Consider the following 21,727-nt stretch of genomic DNA (forward strand, 5'->3'; position numbering starts at 1 on the left):
GGGCTCATGGCTACTCGCACGACGGTCGAGAAGGCGGCGGCGGAACGGGTGACCCACAAGAGAGCGCGTCCCCGGCGCAACGAGCTGGGGGTGTTCGGGGGGCTCGCCCACCTCGCCCTGTTCGTGTGGGCGCTGCTGGTGATCGTCCCGCTGCTGTGGACGTTCCTGTCCTCCTTCAAGAACAACACCGAGCTGTTCGGCGACGCCTGGTCGCTGCCGGCCGAGCTGCGCTGGGAGAACTGGGGTCGCGCCTGGGACCGCGCGCAGGTGGGGCGGTACCTGCTGAACAGCGTGATCGTGGTGGCCTTCGGCACGGCGGGCACCATGCTGCTCGGCTCGATGGCCGCCTATGTGCTCGCCCGGTACCGCTTCCCCGGGAACCGGGCGATCTACTACCTGTTCGTGTCCGGCATGGCCTTCCCGGTCTTCCTGGCGTTGGTGCCGCTGTTCTTCGTGGTGAAGCAGTTCGGGCTGCTGAACACCCACTTCGGGCTGGTCCTGGTCTACATCGCGTACTCGCTGCCGTTCACCGTGTTCTTCCTCACCGCCTTCTTCCGCACGCTGCCCACGTCGGTGGCCGAGGCGGCGATGATGGACGGCTGTTCGCACACGCGTACGTTCTTCCAGGTCATGCTGCCGATGGCGAAGCCGGGCATGATCAGTATCGGCATCTTCAACATCCTCGGGCAGTGGAACCAGTACCTGCTGCCGCTGGTGTTGCTGCCGGCGGATCGCGAGAAATGGGTCATCACCCAGGGCATCGCGGACATCTCGACGATCGCGGGGTACGAGTCCGACTGGCCGGGGCTGTTCGCCGCGCTCAGCATGGCGATCATTCCGGTGCTGCTGGTCTACATCATCTTCCAGCGGCAGATCCAGTCCGGCCTGACCGCCGGGGCGCTCAAGTAGCCGCTCAGATTGCGGCGGCCCCCCACCCGAGCGTCGACGGCCGCGCCCGGCCGTGATGTCCTGGAGGCATGCTGGCTGAATCCGAGATCGTCAAGAGGCTGGGCGTACTGCCCGCGTGGCGGCGCGAGGGCCGGGAGATCCGGCGCGAGGTGACCGCGCGCGACTTCCCCACGGCCATCCGGATCGTGGACGCGGTGGCCGTACGCGCCGAGGAACTCGACCACCACCCCGACATCGACATCCGGTGGCGGACGGTGACCTTCGCGCTGACCACGCACTCCGCGGGCGGGCTGACGGAGTCCGACTTCGGGCTGGCCGCCGACATCGACAGGATTGTGGAGAATATAGAAAGTCACGCTTAGTGCTTGAATGATTACGCTTTAGAGTGGGCGGTGGACCTTGGTTCCATCCGCAAACAGGGGGAGATCCCGCGATGCGCCGCCCACTAGACCGTCGTCGTCATGTCCATGTCCTCATGCTCGCCGTGCTCGGCGCCGGATACGCCGCGACCGCGGCGTGCTCGGCCGGGCAGCAGGCTCCGCAGGCCCAGGGGCCCGCAGCCGCCCCAGCGTCACCGACGCAGACCGGCTCGCCGTCGCCGGACGCCACCGGGGCCAAGTCCATCCGCCTGAAAGGCCAAGGCACCTTCGTGCCGTTCGCGGAGGGCGAGAACGCGGTGGTCTACGACGAGAAGCTGGTGCCGTCCGGCGCCAAGGGCGAGGTGACGGTCGCGTCCAAGGGGGAGGGCACGGCCTCGGAGCTGAGCGTGGACGGGCTGCTGCCCGACCGGCAGTACGGCGCGCACCTGCACGTCAACCCCTGCGGCGAGAACCCGGACGACTCCGGCCCGCACTTCCGGGGCCAGGAGGCCACCGGCACCCCGACATCGACCGCCGGACCCGAGGAAAGCCCGACCGGCAGCCCCGACGAGAGCCCGACCGGCAGCCCCACGAACGGCCCGCAGGGCTTCGCGGCGAGCCCCACCAGTGGCCCCACCAACGGCCCGACGGACAGCCCCACGGGCGCGCCCACCGACACCATGGCGCCCAGCCCGAACGGCACCGCCACCGCACAGAACCCGGCGAACCCGGTCAATGAGGTGTGGCTGGACCTCAAGACCAACAGTGAGGGCGACGCCGAGGCCAAGTCCAAGCAGCCCTGGACCCTCTCGGAGACCCGCCTGCCCGGCTCCCTGGTCATCCACGCCAAGCCCACCACCACCGAGGGCCCCCAGGCCGGCGAGGCGGGCGAACGCGTCGCCTGCCTCACCCTCACCCGCGCCCCGAACAACAACAACGACTGACGGGCGGGTCAGAGGGCGCGCAGGAAGCGGGCGGCGATGGGGAGGGCGGAATCGCGGGGCGGGCCGCCGTTCTTGACCAGGACGGCGAAGGCGACGTCGCCGCGGTAGCCGATGAACCAGGCGTCGGCCCGGCCGCCCGGGCCGGGGCGGGTGCCGCCCGTGTGGCCGGCCGAGCCCTTGGCCAGGCGGCGCTGGGCGGCCTCGGCCCGCAGCATCGCGCGCAGGCCGGACAGCACGTCGCGGGGCACCGGCACGTTCTTCGGCCGGACCTTGCCCAGGGCCCGCGCGGTCCGCGCGGCGGTGAGCCGGGGCGGGTGCCAGGTGCCGTTCCGCACCGCCGCCGCGACCAGTGCCATGCACAGCGGCGTGGCGCGTACCGTGCCGTGCCCGATCGCGTCGTACGGCAGGCGGCGAGCCTCGCCGGGGGGCGTGCCGCAGGTGCCCCGCACCCCCGAACCGAGCCTGCGCCCGAACCCGAGCGCCGCGGCCTGGGCGGCGAGCCTGCCGCCGCCCAGCCGGTCCACGGCCTGCCGGGCGAACGCCGTGTCGCAGGACAGCGCCAGCGCCTTGGCCAGTGAGACCGTGCCGTGCGCGGTCCGGCCCGGGTTGGCGATCCGGCGGGTCCCCTTCGGTGTGAAGTCGCGCGGGCAGGCGACCTCGCTCTGCGGTGTCAGCCCGGCCGACAGCAGCGCGGCGGCGGTCACCACCTGGAAGGCCCCGCCCGGCTGCGTCGCCTCCTCGAACGCGGCCCGCCGGCCTCCACGCGCGTCGGGCTCCAGGCGGTCGGCGACGGCCAGGACCTCCCCGGTGCCGGGCCGTACCGCGACGATCGCGGCGGCCTGCCGTACGCCGTCCAGCGCCCGCGCCGCCGCCGCCTGCACCGGGCGCGACAGTGTGGTGCGGACCTTGCGCTTCGCCGCCGGCTGGTAGGTGACCAGCCGCCGGGCCTGGCTGGCGCGTTCGGCCTCGATCGCCCAGCCGGTCACCGGCGCGCCGAGCCTGCCGCCCAGCTCGGCGAGGTACGGCTCGGCGGCGTGGTCCTTCGGCATGGCCTCGCCGGTCCGGGTCAGCAGCTCGGTGGAGGGCACCTTGATCTCGGTGAGCCGCAGCGACCCGCCGTCCCGCAGCGCGGGATGCAGCACCTCCGGCCCCCAGAGCACCTTCCAGCGCCGGTCGTGGACCGCCAGCCGCAGCGTCCCCGCGAACGGCCACGGCCTGAGGTCGCGAATCTGCCGGGTCCCCTTGAACGCGAGCCGCGCGGCCTCCTCCCCGTCCCGCGTCAGCGTCTTCGCCTCCACGGTGAGCGACGCGACCCGGAGGCCGGCGTCGAAGCGCCGGTGCCGTTCGGCGAAGTCGGCGGGCGGGTCCGCCACCAGGCCGCGCATCGCGCCCAGGTCACCGGCCCGCCAGGCGGTCAGGTAGGCGCGGGCCACCTCGTCCGGGGCGCCGCTGACGGGCATGAGCCGCGGGTACAGCGCGACCACGCCGGCCCCGCCCAGCACGGCGAGCACGACGGTCAGCAGTACGAGCAGCCTCTTCATCGGCATACGGTTTCTTCCGAGGGCCTTGTCCCCCAGCGGTATACCAGAACGAACACGGCAAAAAGGACCCAATCATGAAAGATCCGGCATGATGGCCCGGCGCGTCCCCCGCGAGCCCGAGCCGGGTCGCTACGCGGTGTCCTACGGCGAGGTCGAACTTCTCCGCGACCTGGACCGGCCCAGCGGCTGGGTGCTGACCTGTGACGGGGTCCCGCAGTCCTACGTCGATCTGGACGACCCGCTCTACCTCGACTTCGAGTACGTCAGGCTGATGGCCGACGTGATCGACCTGCTCGCGGAAGGGCCGCTGGACGCGGTCCACATCGGCGGCGGCGCGTGTACGATCCCCCGCTATGTCGCCGCCTCCCGTCCCGGGTCCCGGCAGATCGTCGCCGAACGCGACGCCGCGCTGATCCAGCTCGTCCGCGACCAGTTGCGGCTCAAGTCGGTGCCTCGCTTAAAGGTGCGGATCGACGACGGGCGGGCCGCGATCGGCGGCATCTGGGACGACTCGGCCGACCTCGTGGTGCTCGACGCGTTCACCGGCGCGGTGATGCCGATCGAACTGGCCACCGTGGAGTACCTCGGCGACATCGCCCGCGTGCTGCGCCACCGGGGGACGCTGCTGGTCAACCTGGCCGACGGCAAGGGGCTCGCGTTCGCCCGCAGGTTCGCCGCGACCGTGTGCGAGACCTTCCGGCACGTGGTGCTGCTGGCCGAGCCGGGGGTGATGCGCGGGCGCAGGTTCGGCAACCTGATCCTCGCCGCCTCGCGGGTCGAACTCCCGGTGGCCGGCCTCACCCGGCGCGCGGCGGGCGGCCTCACCCAGGCGCGCTGCGTTCACGGCGAGGACCTGACCCGCTTCGTGGCCGGAGCCGCGCCGATCAGGGACGGCCAGGCGGTGCTCGCGCCGGTGCCGCCGCCCGAGGTCTTCGGCTCCTAGCCGCCCGCCACATCAGCGCCGGGTATCGGCCGGTCACACCCCGCGTAAAACGCCGGCGGCGTGCGGCCCGATCGGGTATCGCCATTTCGATGCTTTTTCCAATCGATCGCTAAATGCGGGTAGCGGTGTCGAGTTTCGGGTGGCGACTGTGATACCGGTCACATTGTCCTAAGGTGCCGGTCAAATCCTTTCTGGATGGTACTCACCCCTGCTGACCTGTGATGGTCTGGAAATGTGACCTGATTTCCGGATAGGTCTACATCGACGCGGTCCTCTCCGGGCCGCCACCACATCACCACGAGGAGGGGGAAAGCGAATGTCGGCACCGCCATTCGAACCACCGCTCATGAGGTACCCGCCGATCCAGCGGACCCCGAATGTCAGAAAATGGCAACAGCAGTTGCGGAACCGCGGCTGGCATATCGTCGTCGACGGTGACTACGGGCAGGAGAGCAAGCGCCTGTGCGCCAACTTCCAGATGGAACACGGCCTGGAAATCGACGGCATCGTCGGTCCCATCACCTGGGAGGCCACCTGGGAGGCACGCAGCACGCAGCCCAAGTCCCCGCCTGACCGCGTCCTGAAGAAGGGCGACATGGACAACCCGTTCGTGCGCCAGTGGCAGCGGCAGGTGAACAACCGCGGCTGGCCGGACCTCGCGGTAGACGGCGACTTCGGCCCCAATACCGAGCGGGCCTGCAAGGAACTCCAGGAGTTCAAGGGACTGCCCGTGACCGGCCAGATCGATCGGCACACCTGGGACGAGGCCTGGCTGGAGAAGGCCCCGGTGGGAGCGGCCGCCTGAGGCACGCCACCGAGATCCCGGGCCGGCGCCCATCAGGGGCGCCGGCCCCCGTCCGCCAAGGGCCAAGGGGCGGGCGTCACCCACTCGTGCCCCGGCGGTGCGGGGCAACGTACGCGCAGACGTGCCGAAGCGGCGGTATCCACCGTTCGGTTGATTTCCGGGTCAGCACCATACGCGGCCGATCATGGCCGACAGGTCGATTCGCCGTGCGGGCAGGCGGCCGATGCTTGATCCATGGCAGTCATCGAAGTCACCGAACTCCGTAAGCGGTACGCGGATCTGACGGTTCTGGACGGCGTGTCGTTCTCGGTGGAGGAAGGCGAGATCTTCGGCATCCTCGGGCCGAACGGCACCGGTAAGACCACCACGGTCGAGTGTGTGGAGGGGCTGCGGCGGTCCGACGGCGGGTCGATCAGGGTGCTCGGGCTGGACCCGATCAAGGACGGGCGCAGGACGCGCGAGCTGATCGGGGTGCAACTCCAGCAGACCCGGTTGCCGGAGAACCTGAAGGTGTGGGAGGCGCTCGACCTGTACGCGTCCTTCTACGCGGCCCCTCGTGACTGGCGGGAGCTGCTGGAGGAATGGGGGCTGGCCGACAAGCGCAACGTCCGGTTCGGGAAGCTGTCGGGCGGTCAGCAGCAGCGGTTGTTCATCGCGCTGGTGCTGGTGGGCAATCCGCGGGTGGCGTTCCTGGACGAGCTCACCACGGGCCTGGACCCCCAGGCCCGCCGTACCACCTGGGAACTGATCAAGCGCGTGCGCGCCGGCGGGGTGACGGTGGTGCTGGTCAGCCACTTCATGGACGAGGTCGAGGAGCTGTGCGACCGCGTCGCCGTGCTGAACCGCGGCGAGGTCGTGGCGATCGACAGCCCGGCCGGGCTGGTCGGTGGCGAGCACCAGATGCGGTTCACGCTGATGTCCGGGGACATGATCGACCTGGCGCGGCTCCCTGGGGTGATCGGCGTGTCCCGGGAGGGAGACCGGGTGGTCGTCACGGGCAGGGGCGACTTCGCCACGGCGGTCACCGCGCATCTGGCCCGCCACCAGGTCCTGGTCAGTGACCTCCGCATCGACAAGCGCACGTTGGAAGACGCGTTCACCGCCCTGACCGGCCGGTCCTTCGGCTGAAGGAGTAGACCGATCATGATGAAGCTCGCCATTGCCGAGACCAAGCTGCTGACCCGAGAGCCCGGGGCGCTGTTCTCGCTGCTCATCCCGCTGTTCATCCTGGTGGTGTTCGGCAGCTCGATCGAGCCGGGTGACACGGTCCTGCTGCCGATGGCGCTGGCCATCGCCGTCGGGCTGGTCGGCCTGTACCTGCTGCCCACCACCCTGGCCACCTATCGCGAGCGCGGCATCCTGCGCAGGCTGTCGACCACGCCGGTGCGTCCGGGCAACCTGCTGGTGGTGCAACTGCTCCTGCAACTCGTCCTGGCGGTGACCGCGTGCGGGCTGCTGGTGGCGGGCGCGGGCACCGTTCTTTCGGCGCACCTGCCCACGGGGGTGCTGCCCGGTGTGCTGGTGTTCCTGCTCGGTACGGCCGGTATGTTCGCCATCGGCCTGCTCGTGGCGGCGCTCGCGCCGAGCGGCCGGGCCGCCAACGGCATCGGGGTGCTGCTGTACTTCCCGATGGCCTACCTCGCAGGGCTCATCCAGCCGACGCATCAGATGCCCGCTATCGTGGCACGCATCGGGGAGTACACCCCTCTGGGCGCTTTCGGGCAGAGCCTTCGCGAGGTCTGGGCGGGCAGTGCTCCCAGCCCCTTGCCGCTGGGTGTGATGGCCGTCTATGCCCTGGTCATCAGCATCGCCGCGGCCAAGTTCTTCCGCTGGGAGTAAGGCATGACCGGGCGGCTCGACCGATGGGAGCCCCTGCTGGAGCGGCAGACGGCGGTCGCGCCGTACGTCCTGCTGGTGATCTCCGCGGTGCTCGCTCTGCTCACCGACGGCGAGCCGTGGGCCACGTCCGGCCTCGCCGTGCTCGCCGCCGCCTGGATGCGGCTGATGCCGCGTAACGCGCTCTACATGGCCGGGCTCGTGGCGCTGATCGGCGTGCTGTGCATGCAGAGCGGGTGGTTCGCGAGCTTCTTCGGCATCGCCGGATATATCCACTCCTGGCAATACCTGAAGGGGAAGTGGAGGTTCGCCGGGGTGACGGCCATCGCGGCGATCAGTGTCGCGGCCTACAACCGCGGCCTGCCCGACCTCACCCTCTCCGCGATCCTCGCCTATCTGTTCTTCACCGCCGCGATCGTGGCGGCGGTGGCCCTGTTCAGCTTCGCCGGTGAGATCACCACCGAGCGGAGCGCCGAACGCAAGCGCATGGTGGCGCAACTGGAGGCGGCCATGCGGGAGAACGCCGGGCTTCAGGCCCAGTTGCTCGTACAGGCCCGCGAGGCGGGCGTGCTCGACGAGCGGCAGCGCATGGCGGCCGAGATCCACGACACCCTGGCCCAGGGCCTGACCGGCATCATCACCCAGCTTCAGGCGGCGAAGCGGGCCGAGGACTGGCACCGTCCTGTGGACAATGCGATACGGCTGGCGCGGGAGAGCCTGGCCGAGGCCCGGCGCTCGGTGCACGCGGTGGGACCGGGCCGGTTGGAGGCGGCGCTGCTGTCCCAGGCCCTGAAGGACGTCGTGACCGAGTGGGGCGAACTCAACGGAGTACGGGCGGACTTCACCCTCACTGGTGCGGTCCGTCCCATGCATCCGGAGGTGGAGGAGACGTTGCTGCGTACGGCGCAGGAGGCCCTGGCCAACGCCGCCAAGCACGCCGGCGCGTCCCGGGTCGGCGTGACCCTGTCGTACATGGAGGACATGATCAGCCTGGACGTCCGCGACGACGGCACCGGATTCGATCCCGAGCGCGTCCGCGACGGCGGGGGGTTCGGTTTGACCGCGATGCGCAAGCGGGTGGCCCGCCTGGCGGGCACGCTGGACATCGAGTCCGAGCCCGGCGCGGGCACCGCGATCTCCGCCGGCGTCCCGGCGGTGGCCCGTGGCTGACGCCCCGATCCGGCTGCTGATCGCCGACGATCACCCCATCGTCCGCGACGGCATTCGTGGCATGTTCACCGGCGACCCGGCCTTCGAGGTGCTCGGCGAGGCCGCGGACGGCGCTCAGGCGGTCGCGCTCGCGCGGGCGCTGAACCCCGATGTGATCCTCATGGATCTCCGCATGCCCAGGATGGACGGCGTCACGGCGATCAAGGAACTCGCCCGGCTCGGCATCGCCGCCCGCGTCCTCGTCCTCACCACCTACGACACCGACCGGGACGTGCTGCCCGCCATCGAGGCCGGAGCCACCGGCTACCTCCTCAAGGACACCGGCCGTGACGAACTCGCCCAGGCCGTGCGCACGGCGGCGCGCGGCGAGGCCGTGCTCTCCCCATCGGTCGCCACCCGCCTGCTCGGCCAGGTCCGTGCCCCCGCCGACCCGCTGAGCGCCCGGGAGCTGGAGGTCCTCCGCCTCATCGCCGAGGGCGCCACCAACCGGGAGGCCGCTGCACGCCTGTTCATCAGCGAGGCCACGGTCAAGAGCCACGTCCTGCACATCTACGCCAAGCTCGGCGTCAACGACCGCGCAGCCGCCGTCGCCACCGCCTTCCGGCGAGGACTGCTCGTCCTGGACGACGACCGCTGACACCAGAAAATCTGTAGCCGTCACGGTAGACATCCGCGCAGGACGGGGGTAGTGTTTCTGACATCGCAAGGGACGCATCCACGAGGGCAGCCCAGAACGAGCACCATGACGAACTGCCCGGACGAGCGTGGACGGTAAGACGGTAAGACAGAGGCGGCAGGTCAGTGGACACGCCGCCGTTGCACGAAGGCGACACACGTAGTCCGACTGTGTCGACGTACGAAGAAAACCGGAAGGGAGTGTTGAACGCCATCAGGATCGCCCGTCGCAGGCAGTGCATCGCCGCACGGGTACCGCAGCTCCACGAAGAGGACGGTGGTCTACGGTCACGCTTATGCGATCCCCGCACCCCCGCATCTGGCGGCTGGCGCGGAACAAGTGAACCGGTCAACAGGACCGGTCGATGGTGTTAAACCTCTGGGCCCCGGCGCATAATGGCGCCGGGGCCCCTGTTCGCATGTGGGAAGGTTGAATGGATCAAACAGCACCGGCACCGGCCGCCGGCTCCAGCCGAGAGCGGCCTCGCCACACCCTTGCGAAATCGGCCGACAACCCGGCCCCCTCGGGCGGCAGCCCCGAACAGCGGCTCGATGATGAGGACTACCCCGCTTACAGCATGGGCCGGGCCGCCGAGATCCTCGGCGTCACCCCGGCGTTCCTGCGCAGCCTCGGGGCCGCCAAGCTGATCGAGCCGCTGCGCTCGGAGGGCGGCCACCGCCGCTTCTCCCGCTACCAGCTACGTCTGGCCGCCCGCGCCCGCGAACTCGTCGACCAAGGCACCCCGCTGGAAGCGGCCTGCCGCATCATCATCTTGGAAGACCAACTCGCCGAGGCCCTGCGCATCAACGAAGAACTGCGCCGGCGCGACTGACCGCTCCTGACCCCGGCCCTGCCGGGGTCACCAGGACCGGCCGCGAGACCGTCCTCGCGCTGGTGGTGGACTCGCGCGGCGCGACCTTCCACGACTCGATGGAGGTCGCGTGCTGGAGCGTGAGGCATGCCAGACCGGGGTGTGATACTCTGAAGTCAGTTGCAGTTTGGTACCCATAAGAGCTTGTGTGCACCTGACGGTATGTAACCTCAGGTGCATTTTTGTTTGCCGGTCCCTCCGGGTGGGCCTATTACGGCGACGCGGAATTCGCAGAGTGCGGATTCCGGCTTCACCTCTCAAGAGGAGATCGACATGGCTAATGGCACTGTGAAGTGGTTCAACGCGGAAAAGGGCTTCGGCTTCATTGAGCAGGACGGCGGCGGCGCCGACGTCTTCGCCCACTACTCCAACATCGTCTCTCAGGGCGGCTACCGCGAGCTGCGCGAGGGACAGAAGGTGGCCTTCGACGTCACCCAGGGCCAGAAGGGCCCTCAGGCCGAGAACATCGTTCCCGCCTGACAAACGTCTCGCCACGAACCAGGCTCGTACCCTCATGGGTGCGAGCCTGGCTCTTTGCCGGGGGCGTGTTCGTCAGGAGTGGATCGCGCGGATCTCCGTCACCGTGAACTCCTGGACGATGTGCCGGTTCTGGAGCAGGAATCCGGCCACACCCGCCACCGCCTCCGCGCCCGAACCGGCCCGCATCTGGCCGCTCAGCAGGTAGATCAAAGGTGTCGAGGGCTGGTCGAGGGTGAAACGGCGGCCGTGACGATGCACATCCTGTAGCGCTCTGATCGGAATCGGCCCGTTTATGGTGAACCACACCGCCACGTCCCACAGCGGCAATGCCGGATCGGCGTCGGCCGAAGCCTGGTAGCAGGTGACGCAGCCCTGCCCGGCCTGGCGATCGTGCGGGCAGGTCCAGCGGAGGACGTCGGCCGGGCTCAGTGGGCGACCGGTCAGGATCGCCGACTCCATCACATGGCTCCGGGCCGGCCGCGGCCGGTCTGGAGGGAAGGAAGCGCTGGCGATGATCGGCATCCTTTCGCGCCCGCTGGTCGGTGCCGAGTCTATCGGTAGGCCGCACCGATCCTCCGTAGCGGGCGAGGTGACCGTGTCGTCTCAGCGTTCGCCGCACCTTCCGGGGTAGTGGGCACCCCCGGTGTCGATCGGAGGGTAGCCGAATATCTTCCTACTCATGGGCTCGTCAACCGTAAATTTTCCGCATATGGTCGTATGTACCCGGGAATCATAAGGATCGCCGCCAAGGCGTGCTTCTGGAGGGGACATGGATCTACGCGACCGGCTATCCCGCCACCTGCTCACCGACGGGTTCCACCTGGAACCCGACCTCGACCGCAGCCAGGGCTCCTGGCTGCACGACGGCCGGACCGGCCGGCGGTTCCTCGACTTCTACACGTTCTTCGCCTCCGCGCCGCTCGGGATCAACCCCTTCGACGACGATCCGGAGTTCCTTGCGCTGCTCGGCAAGGTCGCGGCCAACAAGCCGGCCAACTCCGACCTCTACACCAGCTACCTGGCCGACTTCGCCGACACCTTCGCCCGCGTGCTGGGCGACCCTGAACTGCCGCACCTGTTCTTCGTCGAGGGTGGCGCGCTCGCCGTGGAGAACGCGCTCAAGACCGCCTTCGACTGGAAGAGCAGGCACAACGAGGCGCACGGGCGCTCACCGGCGCTCGGTACCAAGGTGCTGCACCTCACCCGCGCCTTCCACGGGCGCAGCGGCTACACCCTCTCGCTCACCAACACCGACCCGGTCAAGACCGAGCGGTTCCCCATCTTCGACTGGCCGCGCATCGAGGTGCCCGCGACCAACCTGTACCGGGACGCCCCCGGCGGAGTGGAGGCCGCCGAGCAGCGGGCGCTGGCCCAGGCGCGGGCCGCGTTCGAGGCCCACCCGCACGACATCGCCTGCTTCATCGCCGAGCCCATCCAGGGCGAGGGCGGCGACAACCACATGCGGGCCGAGTTCCTGCGCGCGATGCAGGACCTCTGCCATCGGCACGACGCGCTGTTCGTGCTCGACGAGGTGCAGACCGGGGCGGGCCTCACCGGCACGCCGTGGGCCTACCAGCAGCTCGGCCTCGCCCCCGACATCGTGGCCTTCGCCAAGAAGATCCAGGTCGGCGGGATCATGGCGGGCCGCAGGGTGGACGAGGTGACGGGGAACGTCTTCCAGATCAGCGGGCGGATCAACTCCACCTGGGGCGGCGGGCTGATCGACATGGTCAGGTCGCGGCGCATGCTGGAGATCATCGAGCGGGACGGCCTCATCCAGCGCGCCGCCGAACTCGGCGAACGCCTGCTGGCCGGCCTGCACAAGATCCAGGCCGACCGCCCCGACCTGGTCTCGGCGGCCCGAGGGCGCGGCCTGATGTGCGCCTTCGACCTGCCCGACACCGAGACCAGGAACACCGTGCTGGCCCGCGTGCGCGACGAGGGCGGCGTCCTGCTGCTCCCCTGCGGGGAGCGCTCGCTGCGCCTGCGCCCGGCGCTGTCGGTCACCGCGGCCGAGATCGAGCAGGGCCTGACCGCGATCTCCGGCGTCGTGGCGACCCACCCCTCCTGAAGGGGCGTCACGCCACCGGGACCGTGGGCGTCAGGATCGCTCCTCGCTGGACGTGGTACCGCGCCACAGGCCGATCGCGGTGCCCCGGGAGTCCACCCCGAGCTTGGCGTAGATGCGGTTGACGTGGTTCTTGACCGTTTTCTCGCTCAGGAACAGCCGCTGGGCGATCTCGCCGTTGGAGTGACCGGTCGCGATCAGCTCCATGACCTCTGTCTCACGCTTGCTCAAACCCGCGACGAGCCGCACGTCGGCGCGTTCGGCTCCGAAAGCGGGGTCTTCGACTCTCATCCGGCCTCCGGTGGCTCATCGGTCGCCGCGGCCCCCGCCCTTCCGGCGTATTAGTTGACAGCGAGCATAACTCCCAATATCAAACTTTGGGGGCGAAGTCGGTCAGGTAGCCCAAAAAACATTGGCGGCCGGTCCACCGGACCGGCCGCCATGGGGGTGAGCGATGGGACTTGAACCCACGACATCCAGGACCACAACCTGGCGCTCTGCCAACTGAGCTACGCCCACCATGTACGCCGCGGCGGGATCAGGCCCGCCGCGAAGGCACGCTAGAAGTGTAGCGGTTTTTCCCGGCGTTTCGTCCCGCCCGTTCCGGCGCGCCCGCACGGGCCTCCCGGAAGCGGTGGCCGGCCGGGAGCGGCGATCAGCGGGACATGATGATCTCGGCCACCTCGCGGGCGGTGCTGGAGTCGGGGCCGGGCTGCGGGACGAACACGGCGGCCCGGTAGTAGCGCAGCTCACGGATGCTCTCGGTGATGTCGGCCAAGGCCCGGTGGCCGCCCTGCTTCTCCGGTGAGGCGAAGTAGACCCGTGGGTACCAGCGCCGGACCAGTTCCTTGACCGAGGAGACGTCGATCATGCGATAGTGCAGGTACGCGTCCACCGCGGGCATGTCGCGCACCAGGAACGACCGGTCCGTCGCGATCGAGTTGCCGCACAGCGGAGCCCGTTTGGGCTCGGGCACGTGCCCCTTGATGTAGTCGAGCACCATGGCCTCCGCCTCGGCCAGCGTCACGCCCCCGCCCAGCTCCGGCAGCAGGCCGGAGGCGGTGTGCATCTCGCGCACGATCTCCGACATCTGCTCGACGGCCTCGGGCGGGGGTTTGATGACCACGTCGACGCCCTCGTCAAGCTGGTTGAGCTCACTGTCGGTGACGACACAGGCCACCTCGACGAGCGCGTCACGGCCGAGGTTGAGCCCGGTCATCTCACAGTCGATCCAGACCAGCAGCTCACTCATAGAGACAGACTAGTGCCCCCATTCAGGAGATCTTGAGCGAGTCGAGGACGTTCTTCACAACCGATGTGTCCAGGTTGTCCGGAATGGAGGTGTAGAGCAGGGACGGCGGGCCGCCGTTCCCCCGATCCACCAGCACCAGCGCGCCGCGTTCCTTCTTCCACTTCCAGCCCTGCGTCTTGGACTGCTCGGAGAAGTCCAGCTCGAACTCCAGCACCCAGCCCTGCTTGCCGCCGACCTCCATGGCCTCGCTGCGGATGACCTTCGTCTTGTGCGGGGGCTCGTAGAAGTTCTGGTGGAAGTACTGCCAGAGGGTTTCGGCCGAGAGCTTGAGCGTCGCCGGGCCCTGATAGGGGAAGTCCTTGTGCAGCACGCCCGCGTAGATGTTGCCGACCCAGTCCTTGCTGGCCTCGTAGCCCTTGTGCGACATCGCCTGGATGCCGCTGGACCACTTCTGCGCGTCGGGGTTGTCGGGGTTGTTGAGCTGCTCGGGGACCGTCCAGTCGGAGCCCTCGGGCACCTTGTAGGTGAATCCGGAGCCGGGATCGACGATCTCGCCGTTCTGCGGCTGAGGCAGCTCCTCGGAGCTGGTGGTGGGGCTGGGCGAGGGCGGCGGGCTCGGCGTGGTCTCCGAGGGGGAGGGCGTGGGCTCGACGGTCTCGGTGGGCGCGGTCGTCTCGTCTGCGACGGGACGACCGGCGCCGTTGTTCACGACCAGCACGACCACGGCGACGATGGCGATCACCACGAGCAGCGCGCCGCCGGCCGCGAACCACGGCCACGCCTTCCGCCCGGGCGGCGGGCCGCCGGGCGGCCCGAAGTCGGGGGAGGGGAGCTGGACGGTGGTGCCCCCCTGCGGGTTCCACGGCTGGGACCACGGGCCTGCCGAAGGCGCGGGTGAGACCCGGTCGGTCGGGGCGTCGGGGCCGTCGACCGGCGCGTACTGCGGTTGCGTGCCGTAGGAGGGCTGCCCGGCGTACGTGCCGTAGAGCGGCTGGGGTCCGCCCTGCGGCGGCTGGCCGGGCGGGCGGACCTCACCGCCGGTGAACGGCGGGGGCGGGCCGCCCCCGGGCCCCGGCTGCGGCCCGGACGGCCCACCGGCCCCCGGCCCCGGCTGGAACCCGCCCGGCGGCGCGTCCTGCGGCTCGGGCCGCTGCGGGCCGGACTGGGGGGCCGGCTGCGGGCCGGACTGAGGGGCGGACTGGGGCCCCGTGCCGGGCTGGAACGCCTCCTGAGGCGCGCCCTGGGGGCCGGTGCCCACCCCGGGCCCGGGCCCCGGCTGCGCCGTCTGAGGCCCGGTGTGCGTGCCCGCCGGAGCCCCCTGCGACGGAGGTTCCAGCGGGTGTGTCGCGTCGGTCCACTGGTTCCCGTCCCACCACCGGAGATTCGGTGACCCATAAGGGTCGGGGTACCAGCCTGCGGGGGTTTGCGTGGTCATGGCCGCCAGATTAGTCAGATCGCGGCCGGCCGCGCAGTGGCGGCGGCCTCCGGGTTGGCTCCGAACAGTGTCATCGGCACCTGTCACCGGCACCGGTAGGTGAAGGTCGCCTTGTCCTCCACACGTCCGCCCTCGGGCAACGGGGAGATCACCCGCAGGGTCGCGGTGCCCTTGAACGACCCCTCGCCCTTGACCGTCCACTTCAGGCTCACCGGGTAGGACGAGGTGCCCGACCGTACGTTCTCCAGTTGCTCGATCGGCTCGTCCCGGTCACTGCGCCGCCATTCGTACCGGACCTCGCCCGCGGACCCGTTGGTGACGATCGTGGCGTTGATCGTCACCGTCGTGTCGCAGCCCTGGGTCTTCTTGGGGGCCTTGACGTTCACCCCCTCCACCACGAGCGCGGGCCCGCCGGTGAACTGGAGCCAGGCCAGCACCGCCGCCGCGACGACCAGCGCGAACACCGACGTGCTCAGCGCCAGCCTGCGGCGTCTGCGCCCGGCCGCCGCCCGCTGGGCGCCGCGGCGTTCGGCGCCGTGCACGGTCTGCTGCCCGGACTGCCAGATCTTCTCGGCGGCGTTGCGGGGCGGCACGCCGGGCCCGAAGCGCACCTCGCTCCTGGCGTGCGTGCCGGCGGTCGGCTGGGCCGGATCATGCGTCTCCGGGGTGGGGAAGGCGTCGGCGGCGACGGGCGTCGGGACGCGCAGGAGGGTGACGATCTCGCCCTCGTCCCGCTCGGCCGAGCCGTACGGCCCGGTGCCCATGACGCCTTCGTCTCGCGCGAACCGCCACCGCCGTACCGCCTCGGCCAGCCGCTCGCGGCCCGCGTGCCCGCCGGGCAGGTGCTCAAGGCCGCTCAGCAGCACATCACGCCCCGCCGCGAGGCCCTGCGCGGTCGCGGTCGCCGCGGCCCGGTCCAGCAGCGCCGCGCCCGGCGCGGAGTGCGCCGCCCACACCGCCGCCAGCCCGCGCGCCAGCGCCGCCCACGCCATGACGTCCTGGGCGGGCGAGGGAGAACGGCCGCGCAGCGCGTCGGCGAGGCCGCGTTCGGCCAGCAGGGGCGCGCCGTCCTCGGCGATCACCACCGCGCCGGGCCGCACCGAGCCGTGCGCCAGCCCCGCCGCGTGTACGGCCAGCAGCGTCGCGGCCGACTCCACCAGCACCGCAGCCGCGCTCGCCGTGTCGAGCCCCGTCTCCATGGCGGGCTCGATCAGGTCGGTGAGGGTCGGACCGGCCGGATGCCCGGCCAGCAGCCACACCTCGTCGCCCGCCGCGACCAGGTCCAGCACCGGCATCAGCCCGCTCAGCCCGCCGGCGACCAGCCGCTGGTCGGAGGTGACCACGCTGACCAGCCGCTGCCGGGCCCAGCCCGCCGCCACCAGCCCGGCGTCGAACCGCAGCGCGCTCACCCGCCGCCCGTCCGGCGCGACGGCCTCCCAGAAGGTGCCGACCTCGCCCGGCCGCCCGCCCCCCGCCAGGCGGTGGCCGGCGATCTCATCCCTGTGCACGCTCATCGCCGAGTCCCCTTGCGTGTACCTTTCGCAACCCTCGAACCGCCCGGCACCGGCTCCGCTCCGAAGACGGTGGACCACCCTGGCGACCGGTCGGGAGAACGTCCGGCGACCACCGTCTCGGACGGGCGTCTACCGCCGCCTCCGATGCCGGCCCGCCACACCTCGCTTCACCGCAAGTGTGACCGGTACCGCGCCGGACGTCACCAGGCCGAGCGCCAGCAGGCCGCCCGGAAGCACGGCCAGGGCGCTCGCGGGGCTCTCGTCGGACGGGCCCGGCTCCTCGGTGGGCTCTTCGGTCGGCTTCGGCGGTTCACTGGTCTCGCCGTTGGAGGGGCCTTCGCCATCGTCGGTCCGCGTCGGCGGCGTCTGGGTCGGCGGAGTGCGCGTGGGCGGCGTCCGGGTCGGGGCCTGGCTGGTCGGCGTGGGGGTCGGCCGCGGCGACAGGCCGGGGCCGCGTGGGTTGGAACTGGCCGACGGGTCGAGGGTCGGCTCCCCATCGCCGGTCGGCTTGGCCGACGGCTTGGCGGTGGGCTTGCGCGTGGGTTTGGCGGTCGGCTTGGCCGACGGCTTGGGCTTGGCGGCCGGCGTCTTGGACCTGGCCGGCGAGGGGGACGCCTGCGGGGCCCGGCTCGGCGGCGGGGGCGGTACGGCGGAGCGGGTGTTCGCCGTGGGGGTCGGCTCGGGCGACGGCGTCTCCGCCTGCGGCTCCTCGGTGACCTCCTCGGTCGGTTCGGCGCTCGTCGTCTCCTCGGTCGGCACGGCGACCGGGCTGGCCGACACGGCGGGCGGCAGTGACGCGCTCTGCGCCTGGAGTTCCGGCTCGCCGCCGGCGCCGTTGATCAGGAAGGCCATCACGACGCCGATCCCGACGATGCAGCCGACGACGACGGTCATCTTCAGTCCCAGCCTGCGCAGCGGCGCGTTGCCGACCCGCCGGGGGAGATCGCGCGAGACGAGGTCGGGGTTCTTGCCGCTCCGGTCGTCCCGGCCGCGCCTGCCCGCGTCGGCCTGGCCGTCGCCGCCCTCGCCCCAGCCGCCGTCGCCGGCCTTGTCGCCGCCGCCGCCCAACTCGGTCTGGGCGAGCGAGCTGTCGGCCTCCGGCATCGGCTCGGCCCCGGGGAACTGCAACGCCAGCAGGCCCGCCAGCGCGGCCAGGCGGCGGCGTCCGCGGTTCTCCCAGTCGGCTCCGTAGGCGCCTTCGGCGACGGCCTCCAGGCGGCTCAGGAAGTCGGCGGCGGTGGGCGGGCGCTCGGCCGGCTGCTTGGCGAGGCCGCGCGCGACCAGATCGCGCAGCGGCGCCGGCACCTCCTCGACCGGGACCGGCGCGGTCTGGTGCTGGTGGGCCAGGGCGGCGGCGTTGGAGCCGCGGTACGGGCGGGTGCCGGTCAGGCACTCGAAGAACACGACCGTGGCCGCGTAGACATCGGTGGTGGGCGCGGCGGGAGCGCCCGCCCACTGCTCGGGGGCCATGTACGGCGGCGTGCCCGCCGGGTTCTCCCCGTCGCCGGAACGTACGGCGATGCCGAAGTCGACCAGCTTGCTGGAGCCGTCGTCTCCCACCACGACGTTCTCCGGCTTGAAGTCGCGGTGCACGACCCCGGCCGCGTGCGCGGCGGCCAGGCCCAGCAGCGCGCCCTTGAGCACGGTGAGCGCCGCCTCGGCCCCGGTCGGCCCCTGGGCGCGCAGCAGCGCGCGCAGCGCGACGCCGTCCACCAGCTCCATGATGATCGCGGCGCCGTCGGCGCTCTCGACGTACTGGTAGAGACGGGCCACCTGCGGGCTGTCCAGCGTCTCCAGCAGCCGTGCCTCGTGCCGGAAGCGAGCCACGAACCCGATGTCCGCGCGTAGTTCCTCGGAGAGGTACTTGATGGCGACCAGCACGCCGTCGGCGTTGTGCCGGGCCATCACCACGCGTCCGGACATGCCGGAGCCGAGCTCGCGCAACTCCGTGTATCCGGGGACCTGCCAAGGTGATGGCATCCCGAACATGCGGTCTCCTTATGCCTGGGCCCCCACCCGGATAAGACGGACGTAGCCTAGTCAGCCAGGGGTGTGAACAACACCTATATCACCAGATATTTCGTGCTTTTCTGCTGTGTTCATCTGATCACGGAATCATGGACGCCGATAGGATCTCGCGGGTTTTCCTCCGGCCGGTCCGCGGGCGGCGTGTCCACCTGAGGATCCTGAGGGTCCTCGGGGCCTTCGGTGGGCTCCTCCGGCTCGGCGGGCGGGCACGCCTCGGTCGTGCCCGAGGCGTCGGCCTGGCCGTTCGCCGCGCCGGGCGCGGTGGCCGCGGTCACCCGCCAGGCCGTACCGCAGGGCACGCGGCCCAGCGCCATGGACACCGTGCGGGTGTAGGACTCCTCCCCGGACAGCCGCAGCGTGCGGACCGCGCTGCGCTCGCCCGCGGTGAAGGTCACCTTCAGGGTGACCGCCCCTTCGCCGGTGGTCCGGACGGCCACGGTCGCCGTCGCGTCGCCCTTCGGCCCCACCGAGGCGCGCGGCACGCTCACCGACTCGACGGCGGGCGGGCAGGTCACCGGCACCCGGGCGGTCGCGGTGCGCTCGCCCGCGGCGACCCGGACCTCCACCGTGGTCCCGCAGGGCGGTTCGGCGAACGTGTGGGTGATCCGCCGCTCGTAGGAGGTGTCCCCGGTGAGCGTGGCCGTCCGGTCGGCCACCGTACGGCCCGCGGACACCACGTCGGCGCGCAGCGTCACCGGTGACTCGTTGTCGGCGGTCAGTGTCACCACGGCCCGCAGGTCACCGCCCGCCATCCGCGCGCTGACCTGGAGATCGGTGACCTTCGCGGGCACCGGGGTGGGCGTGGGCGTCGGTGTCGGGGTGCCCACGGGGGACGGCGGCCCCGTGGTGGCATCGCCCGGGGACGCCGACGGGTCGCTCACCACCGGCGGCTCGCTCGTGTCCAGGGAACCGCCGGGGTCGCCCGGCACGGGGTCCTCGTCCGGCGGTGCCGGTGGCAGGTCCTCCGCGCCGGTGGTGTCGGCGGGGGGCGAGACGAGCCCGGCGGGGCCGGGCTGGGCCGCCGTCTCGGTGGGCGCGGCGGCCACCACGCCGATCCGCTGCGCGGCGGGCTCACCGGCCAGCAGGTAGCCGGCCACCCCCGCGGCGATGGCCACGGCCACCACGCCTGCCGTCAGCCGTCCGGCGTTGCGGCGCGCGCTGTGCCATACGCCGTCGAGCACCGTGCGGAACAGCGTGCTGCCGCCGGACGGCGGCCCCTGCTCCCGGCCGGGGAACAGCGCCACGAGCAGCAGCGCCAGCTCGGCCAGCCGGCGGCGGCCACGGTCCTCCCAGTCTTCGCCGTAGGCGGCGCGGGCGGTCCGTTCCAGCTCGGCCACGAAGTGGGCGGCGGCGGCCGGGCGCGCCGCCGGGTCCTTGGCCAGGCCGGTGGCCAGCAGGCCGCGGACCGCCTCCGGGATCTCCGCGAGCGGGACCGGCGCGTGCTCGTGCTGGAAGCGCAGCACGTCCGGCGTGGTGGCCTGGAACGGCCGGTGCCCGGTCAGGCACTCGTAGAAGACGGCCGTCGCGGCGTAGACGTCGGAGGCGGGCGTGGCCGGCGCGCCCGCCCACTGCTCGGGGGCCATGTACGGCGGCGTGCCCGCCGCGCCCTCCCCGCCGCCGGAGCGCACCGCGATGCCGAAGTCGACCAGCTTGCTCGCGCCCTCGCCGGTGACGATGACGTTCTCCGGCTTGTAGTCGCGGTGGACGACCCCGAGCGCGTGCGCGCCGGCCAGTCCGAGCAGCGACCCCTTCAGCACGACCAGCGCCGCCTCGGGCCCGGTGGCGCCGTTCTCGCGCAGGAGGGCCCGCAGCGAGACGCCGTCCACCAGCTCCATCACGATCGCCGCGCCGCCGTCGCCCTGCACGTACTCGTACAGCCTGGCGATGTTCGGCTCCCCGTGCAGCCCGAACAGCAGCCGGGCCTCGTCCTGGAACCGGCCGAGGAAGCCGGGCTGGCCGCGCAGCCGCTCGGCGAGGTACTTGATCGCGACGTGCGTCCCGGTCTCCTCGTGGACGGCGAGCACGACCCTGCCGCCGCCGCCCGCGCCGAGATCGCGGACCTCCCGGTAGCCGGGCACGCTCCAGCCGCCGTCTGCCGCCATGACCGGCCTCCAGTCGCAGTGGTAACGGGGGGTTCCGCAGCAGGAGACGCCCAAGCCGGGCAGTCGGTTTACCGGTTTTTCAGATCTTTTGCGGCAAAGATCCCAACGGTGGCCGGGCCGCGACGTGCGCCGGAGTCCGGAGCCGCTCCGACAGCTCCGGATCGGGCTCCGGCTCGCCCCAGGACATCCGTACCGGCAGCACGCCCGCCCAGATCGGCAGCGCGTAGTCCTCCAGCTCGTCTCCGGGCGGGCCCTGCCGGGCCTTCACCGACGCCTCGGCCAGCGACAGCGCCAGCACCTCGGTGGCGGCCAGCTCCTTGCGGGTCGGCGGGCGCACGGCGTCCCACTGGCCGGGGGCGAGCTGTTCGGACAGGGCGCGCAGCCCGGCCAGGCGCTCGTCCGGGTCGGTCACCCGGCGCGCCCTGCCGTAGATCATGGCCGAGCGGTAGTTCACCGAGTGGTGGAAGATCGAGCGGGCCAGCACGATGCCGTCCAGGTGGGTCACGGTGACGCAGATCTCGTCCTCCAGCGCGCCGCGCAGCGACCGCGCTCCCGTGGAACCATGCAGGTAGAGCGTGTCATCGAGGCGGCCGTAGCCGGTGGGCACGACCATCGGCGCCCCGTCCACGACCACGCCGAGATGGCAGATGACTCCGGAGTCGAGGATGGCGTAGAGGTCTTCGCGCGCGCTCCTGCCGCGCTCCTTGGAGCGGTGCAGGGTGGTACGCGCCGTGGGCGAGAGCGATGCGGCCATATCTGCACTGTGCCGGAGAAGTGGACTGGAAGAATACAAC

21 protein-coding genes and 1 tRNA gene are annotated in these 21,727 nt (G+C 71.4%); 12 read left to right on the plus strand and 10 right to left on the minus strand.

Annotated elements, in window-relative coordinates; genetic code table 11:
* Positions 1 to 6 precede the first annotated feature (6 nt).
* The 3 genes from ACH34R_RS24455 (at position 7) to ACH34R_RS24465 (ending at position 2,212) form a co-directional block, all read left to right on the plus strand.
* The gene (locus ACH34R_RS24455) at positions 7 to 909 is read left to right on the plus strand and encodes a carbohydrate ABC transporter permease (RefSeq protein WP_397563843.1); all 903 of its coding nucleotides are present in this window, start codon (positions 7 to 9) and stop codon (positions 907 to 909) included.
* Positions 910 to 977: 68 nt separating this feature from the next.
* The gene (locus ACH34R_RS24460; protein ID WP_397563844.1) at positions 978 to 1,271 is read left to right on the plus strand and encodes a 4a-hydroxytetrahydrobiopterin dehydratase; all 294 of its coding nucleotides are present in this window, start codon (positions 978 to 980) and stop codon (positions 1,269 to 1,271) included.
* A 71-nt stretch (positions 1,272 to 1,342) separates the two neighbouring features.
* On the plus strand, positions 1,343 to 2,212 hold the full coding sequence (locus ACH34R_RS24465) for a hypothetical protein (protein WP_397563845.1): 870 nt from the start codon (positions 1,343 to 1,345) through the stop codon (positions 2,210 to 2,212).
* A gap of 8 nt (positions 2,213 to 2,220) precedes the next feature.
* Here the strand turns inward: ACH34R_RS24465 and ACH34R_RS24470 are convergent, their stop codons facing one another.
* On the minus strand, positions 2,221 to 3,753 hold the full coding sequence (locus ACH34R_RS24470; protein ID WP_397563846.1) for a penicillin-binding transpeptidase domain-containing protein: 1,533 nt from the start codon (positions 3,751 to 3,753) through the stop codon (positions 2,221 to 2,223).
* Between the two features lie 91 nt (positions 3,754 to 3,844).
* Between ACH34R_RS24470 and ACH34R_RS24475 the strand changes: the two genes are divergently transcribed.
* From ACH34R_RS24475 to ACH34R_RS24510, 8 genes are all read left to right on the plus strand, one after another.
* The gene (locus tag ACH34R_RS24475) at positions 3,845 to 4,696 is read left to right on the plus strand and encodes a spermidine synthase (RefSeq protein ID WP_397564070.1); all 852 of its coding nucleotides are present in this window, start codon (positions 3,845 to 3,847) and stop codon (positions 4,694 to 4,696) included.
* A 346-nt stretch (positions 4,697 to 5,042) separates the two neighbouring features.
* Positions 5,043 to 5,501: a peptidoglycan-binding protein gene (locus tag ACH34R_RS24480; RefSeq protein WP_397563847.1), complete on the plus strand. Its 459-nt coding sequence runs from the start codon at positions 5,043 to 5,045 to the stop codon at positions 5,499 to 5,501.
* A gap of 234 nt (positions 5,502 to 5,735) precedes the next feature.
* A complete protein-coding gene (locus tag ACH34R_RS24485) occupies positions 5,736 to 6,629 on the plus strand; it encodes an ABC transporter ATP-binding protein (protein WP_397563848.1) in 894 nt (297 codons plus the stop codon).
* A 15-nt stretch (positions 6,630 to 6,644) separates the two neighbouring features.
* Positions 6,645 to 7,340: an ABC transporter permease gene (locus ACH34R_RS24490; protein WP_397563849.1), complete on the plus strand. Its 696-nt coding sequence runs from the start codon at positions 6,645 to 6,647 to the stop codon at positions 7,338 to 7,340.
* 3 nt (positions 7,341 to 7,343) lie between these two features.
* Entirely contained in the window at positions 7,344 to 8,507 is a 1,164-nt protein-coding gene (locus tag ACH34R_RS24495) for a sensor histidine kinase (RefSeq protein WP_397563850.1), read from the plus strand.
* Positions 8,500 to 9,144: a response regulator gene (locus ACH34R_RS24500; protein WP_397563851.1), complete on the plus strand. Its 645-nt coding sequence runs from the start codon at positions 8,500 to 8,502 to the stop codon at positions 9,142 to 9,144. The genes ACH34R_RS24495 and ACH34R_RS24500 overlap by 8 nt, the downstream gene beginning before the upstream one ends.
* A 616-nt stretch (positions 9,145 to 9,760) precedes the next feature.
* On the plus strand, positions 9,761 to 10,015 hold the full coding sequence (locus ACH34R_RS24505) for a MerR family transcriptional regulator (RefSeq protein ID WP_397564071.1): 255 nt from the start codon (positions 9,761 to 9,763) through the stop codon (positions 10,013 to 10,015).
* A gap of 312 nt (positions 10,016 to 10,327) precedes the next feature.
* Positions 10,328 to 10,534 (plus strand): cold-shock protein, encoded by a 207-nt coding sequence (locus ACH34R_RS24510; protein WP_111170406.1) that lies wholly within the window; start codon positions 10,328 to 10,330, stop codon positions 10,532 to 10,534.
* A gap of 72 nt (positions 10,535 to 10,606) precedes the next feature.
* Here ACH34R_RS24510 and ACH34R_RS24515 read toward each other — a convergent pair whose 3' ends face one another.
* Positions 10,607 to 10,993 (minus strand): hypothetical protein, encoded by a 387-nt coding sequence (locus tag ACH34R_RS24515; RefSeq protein ID WP_397563852.1) that lies wholly within the window; start codon positions 10,991 to 10,993, stop codon positions 10,607 to 10,609.
* Between the two features lie 310 nt (positions 10,994 to 11,303).
* Between ACH34R_RS24515 and lat the strand changes: the two genes are divergently transcribed.
* Complete coding sequence (gene lat / locus ACH34R_RS24520; RefSeq protein ID WP_397563853.1) at positions 11,304 to 12,605, plus strand: L-lysine 6-transaminase; 1,302 nt, start codon at positions 11,304 to 11,306, stop codon at positions 12,603 to 12,605.
* 30 nt (positions 12,606 to 12,635) lie between these two features.
* Here the strand turns inward: lat and ACH34R_RS24525 are convergent, their stop codons facing one another.
* The 8 genes from ACH34R_RS24525 to ACH34R_RS24560 form a co-directional block, all read right to left on the minus strand.
* Positions 12,636 to 12,893 (minus strand): LuxR C-terminal-related transcriptional regulator, encoded by a 258-nt coding sequence (locus ACH34R_RS24525; protein ID WP_397563854.1) that lies wholly within the window; start codon positions 12,891 to 12,893, stop codon positions 12,636 to 12,638.
* 151 nt (positions 12,894 to 13,044) lie between these two features.
* Positions 13,045 to 13,122 (minus strand) — tRNA-His (locus ACH34R_RS24530).
* Positions 13,123 to 13,257: 135 nt separating this feature from the next.
* Positions 13,258 to 13,854, minus strand: a complete 597-nt coding sequence (gene orn, locus ACH34R_RS24535) for an oligoribonuclease (protein WP_397563855.1) — start codon at positions 13,852 to 13,854, stop codon at positions 13,258 to 13,260.
* A gap of 22 nt (positions 13,855 to 13,876) precedes the next feature.
* On the minus strand, positions 13,877 to 15,289 hold the full coding sequence (locus tag ACH34R_RS24540) for a DUF2510 domain-containing protein (RefSeq protein WP_397563856.1): 1,413 nt from the start codon (positions 15,287 to 15,289) through the stop codon (positions 13,877 to 13,879).
* Between the two features lie 83 nt (positions 15,290 to 15,372).
* Positions 15,373 to 16,803 carry a hypothetical protein gene (locus ACH34R_RS24545; RefSeq protein ID WP_397563857.1) on the minus strand — a complete coding sequence of 477 codons (1,431 nt, stop codon included), beginning with the start codon at positions 16,801 to 16,803 and terminating at the stop codon, positions 15,373 to 15,375.
* Between the two features lie 129 nt (positions 16,804 to 16,932).
* The gene (locus tag ACH34R_RS24550) at positions 16,933 to 18,792 is read right to left on the minus strand and encodes a protein kinase (RefSeq protein WP_397563858.1); all 1,860 of its coding nucleotides are present in this window, start codon (positions 18,790 to 18,792) and stop codon (positions 16,933 to 16,935) included.
* A gap of 110 nt (positions 18,793 to 18,902) precedes the next feature.
* A complete protein-coding gene (locus ACH34R_RS24555) occupies positions 18,903 to 20,933 on the minus strand; it encodes a serine/threonine-protein kinase (protein WP_397563859.1) in 2,031 nt (676 codons plus the stop codon).
* A 79-nt stretch (positions 20,934 to 21,012) separates the two neighbouring features.
* Positions 21,013 to 21,687, minus strand: coding sequence for a pyridoxamine 5'-phosphate oxidase family protein (locus tag ACH34R_RS24560; RefSeq protein ID WP_397563860.1), 675 nt, complete (start codon positions 21,685 to 21,687; stop codon positions 21,013 to 21,015).
* Between the last annotated feature and the right edge of the window lie 40 nt (positions 21,688 to 21,727).

Source organism: Spongiactinospora sp. 9N601 (assembly GCF_044326295.1).
In the GTDB taxonomy this organism is placed as follows: Bacteria; Actinomycetota; Actinomycetes; order Streptosporangiales; family Streptosporangiaceae; genus Spongiactinospora; species Spongiactinospora gelatinilytica.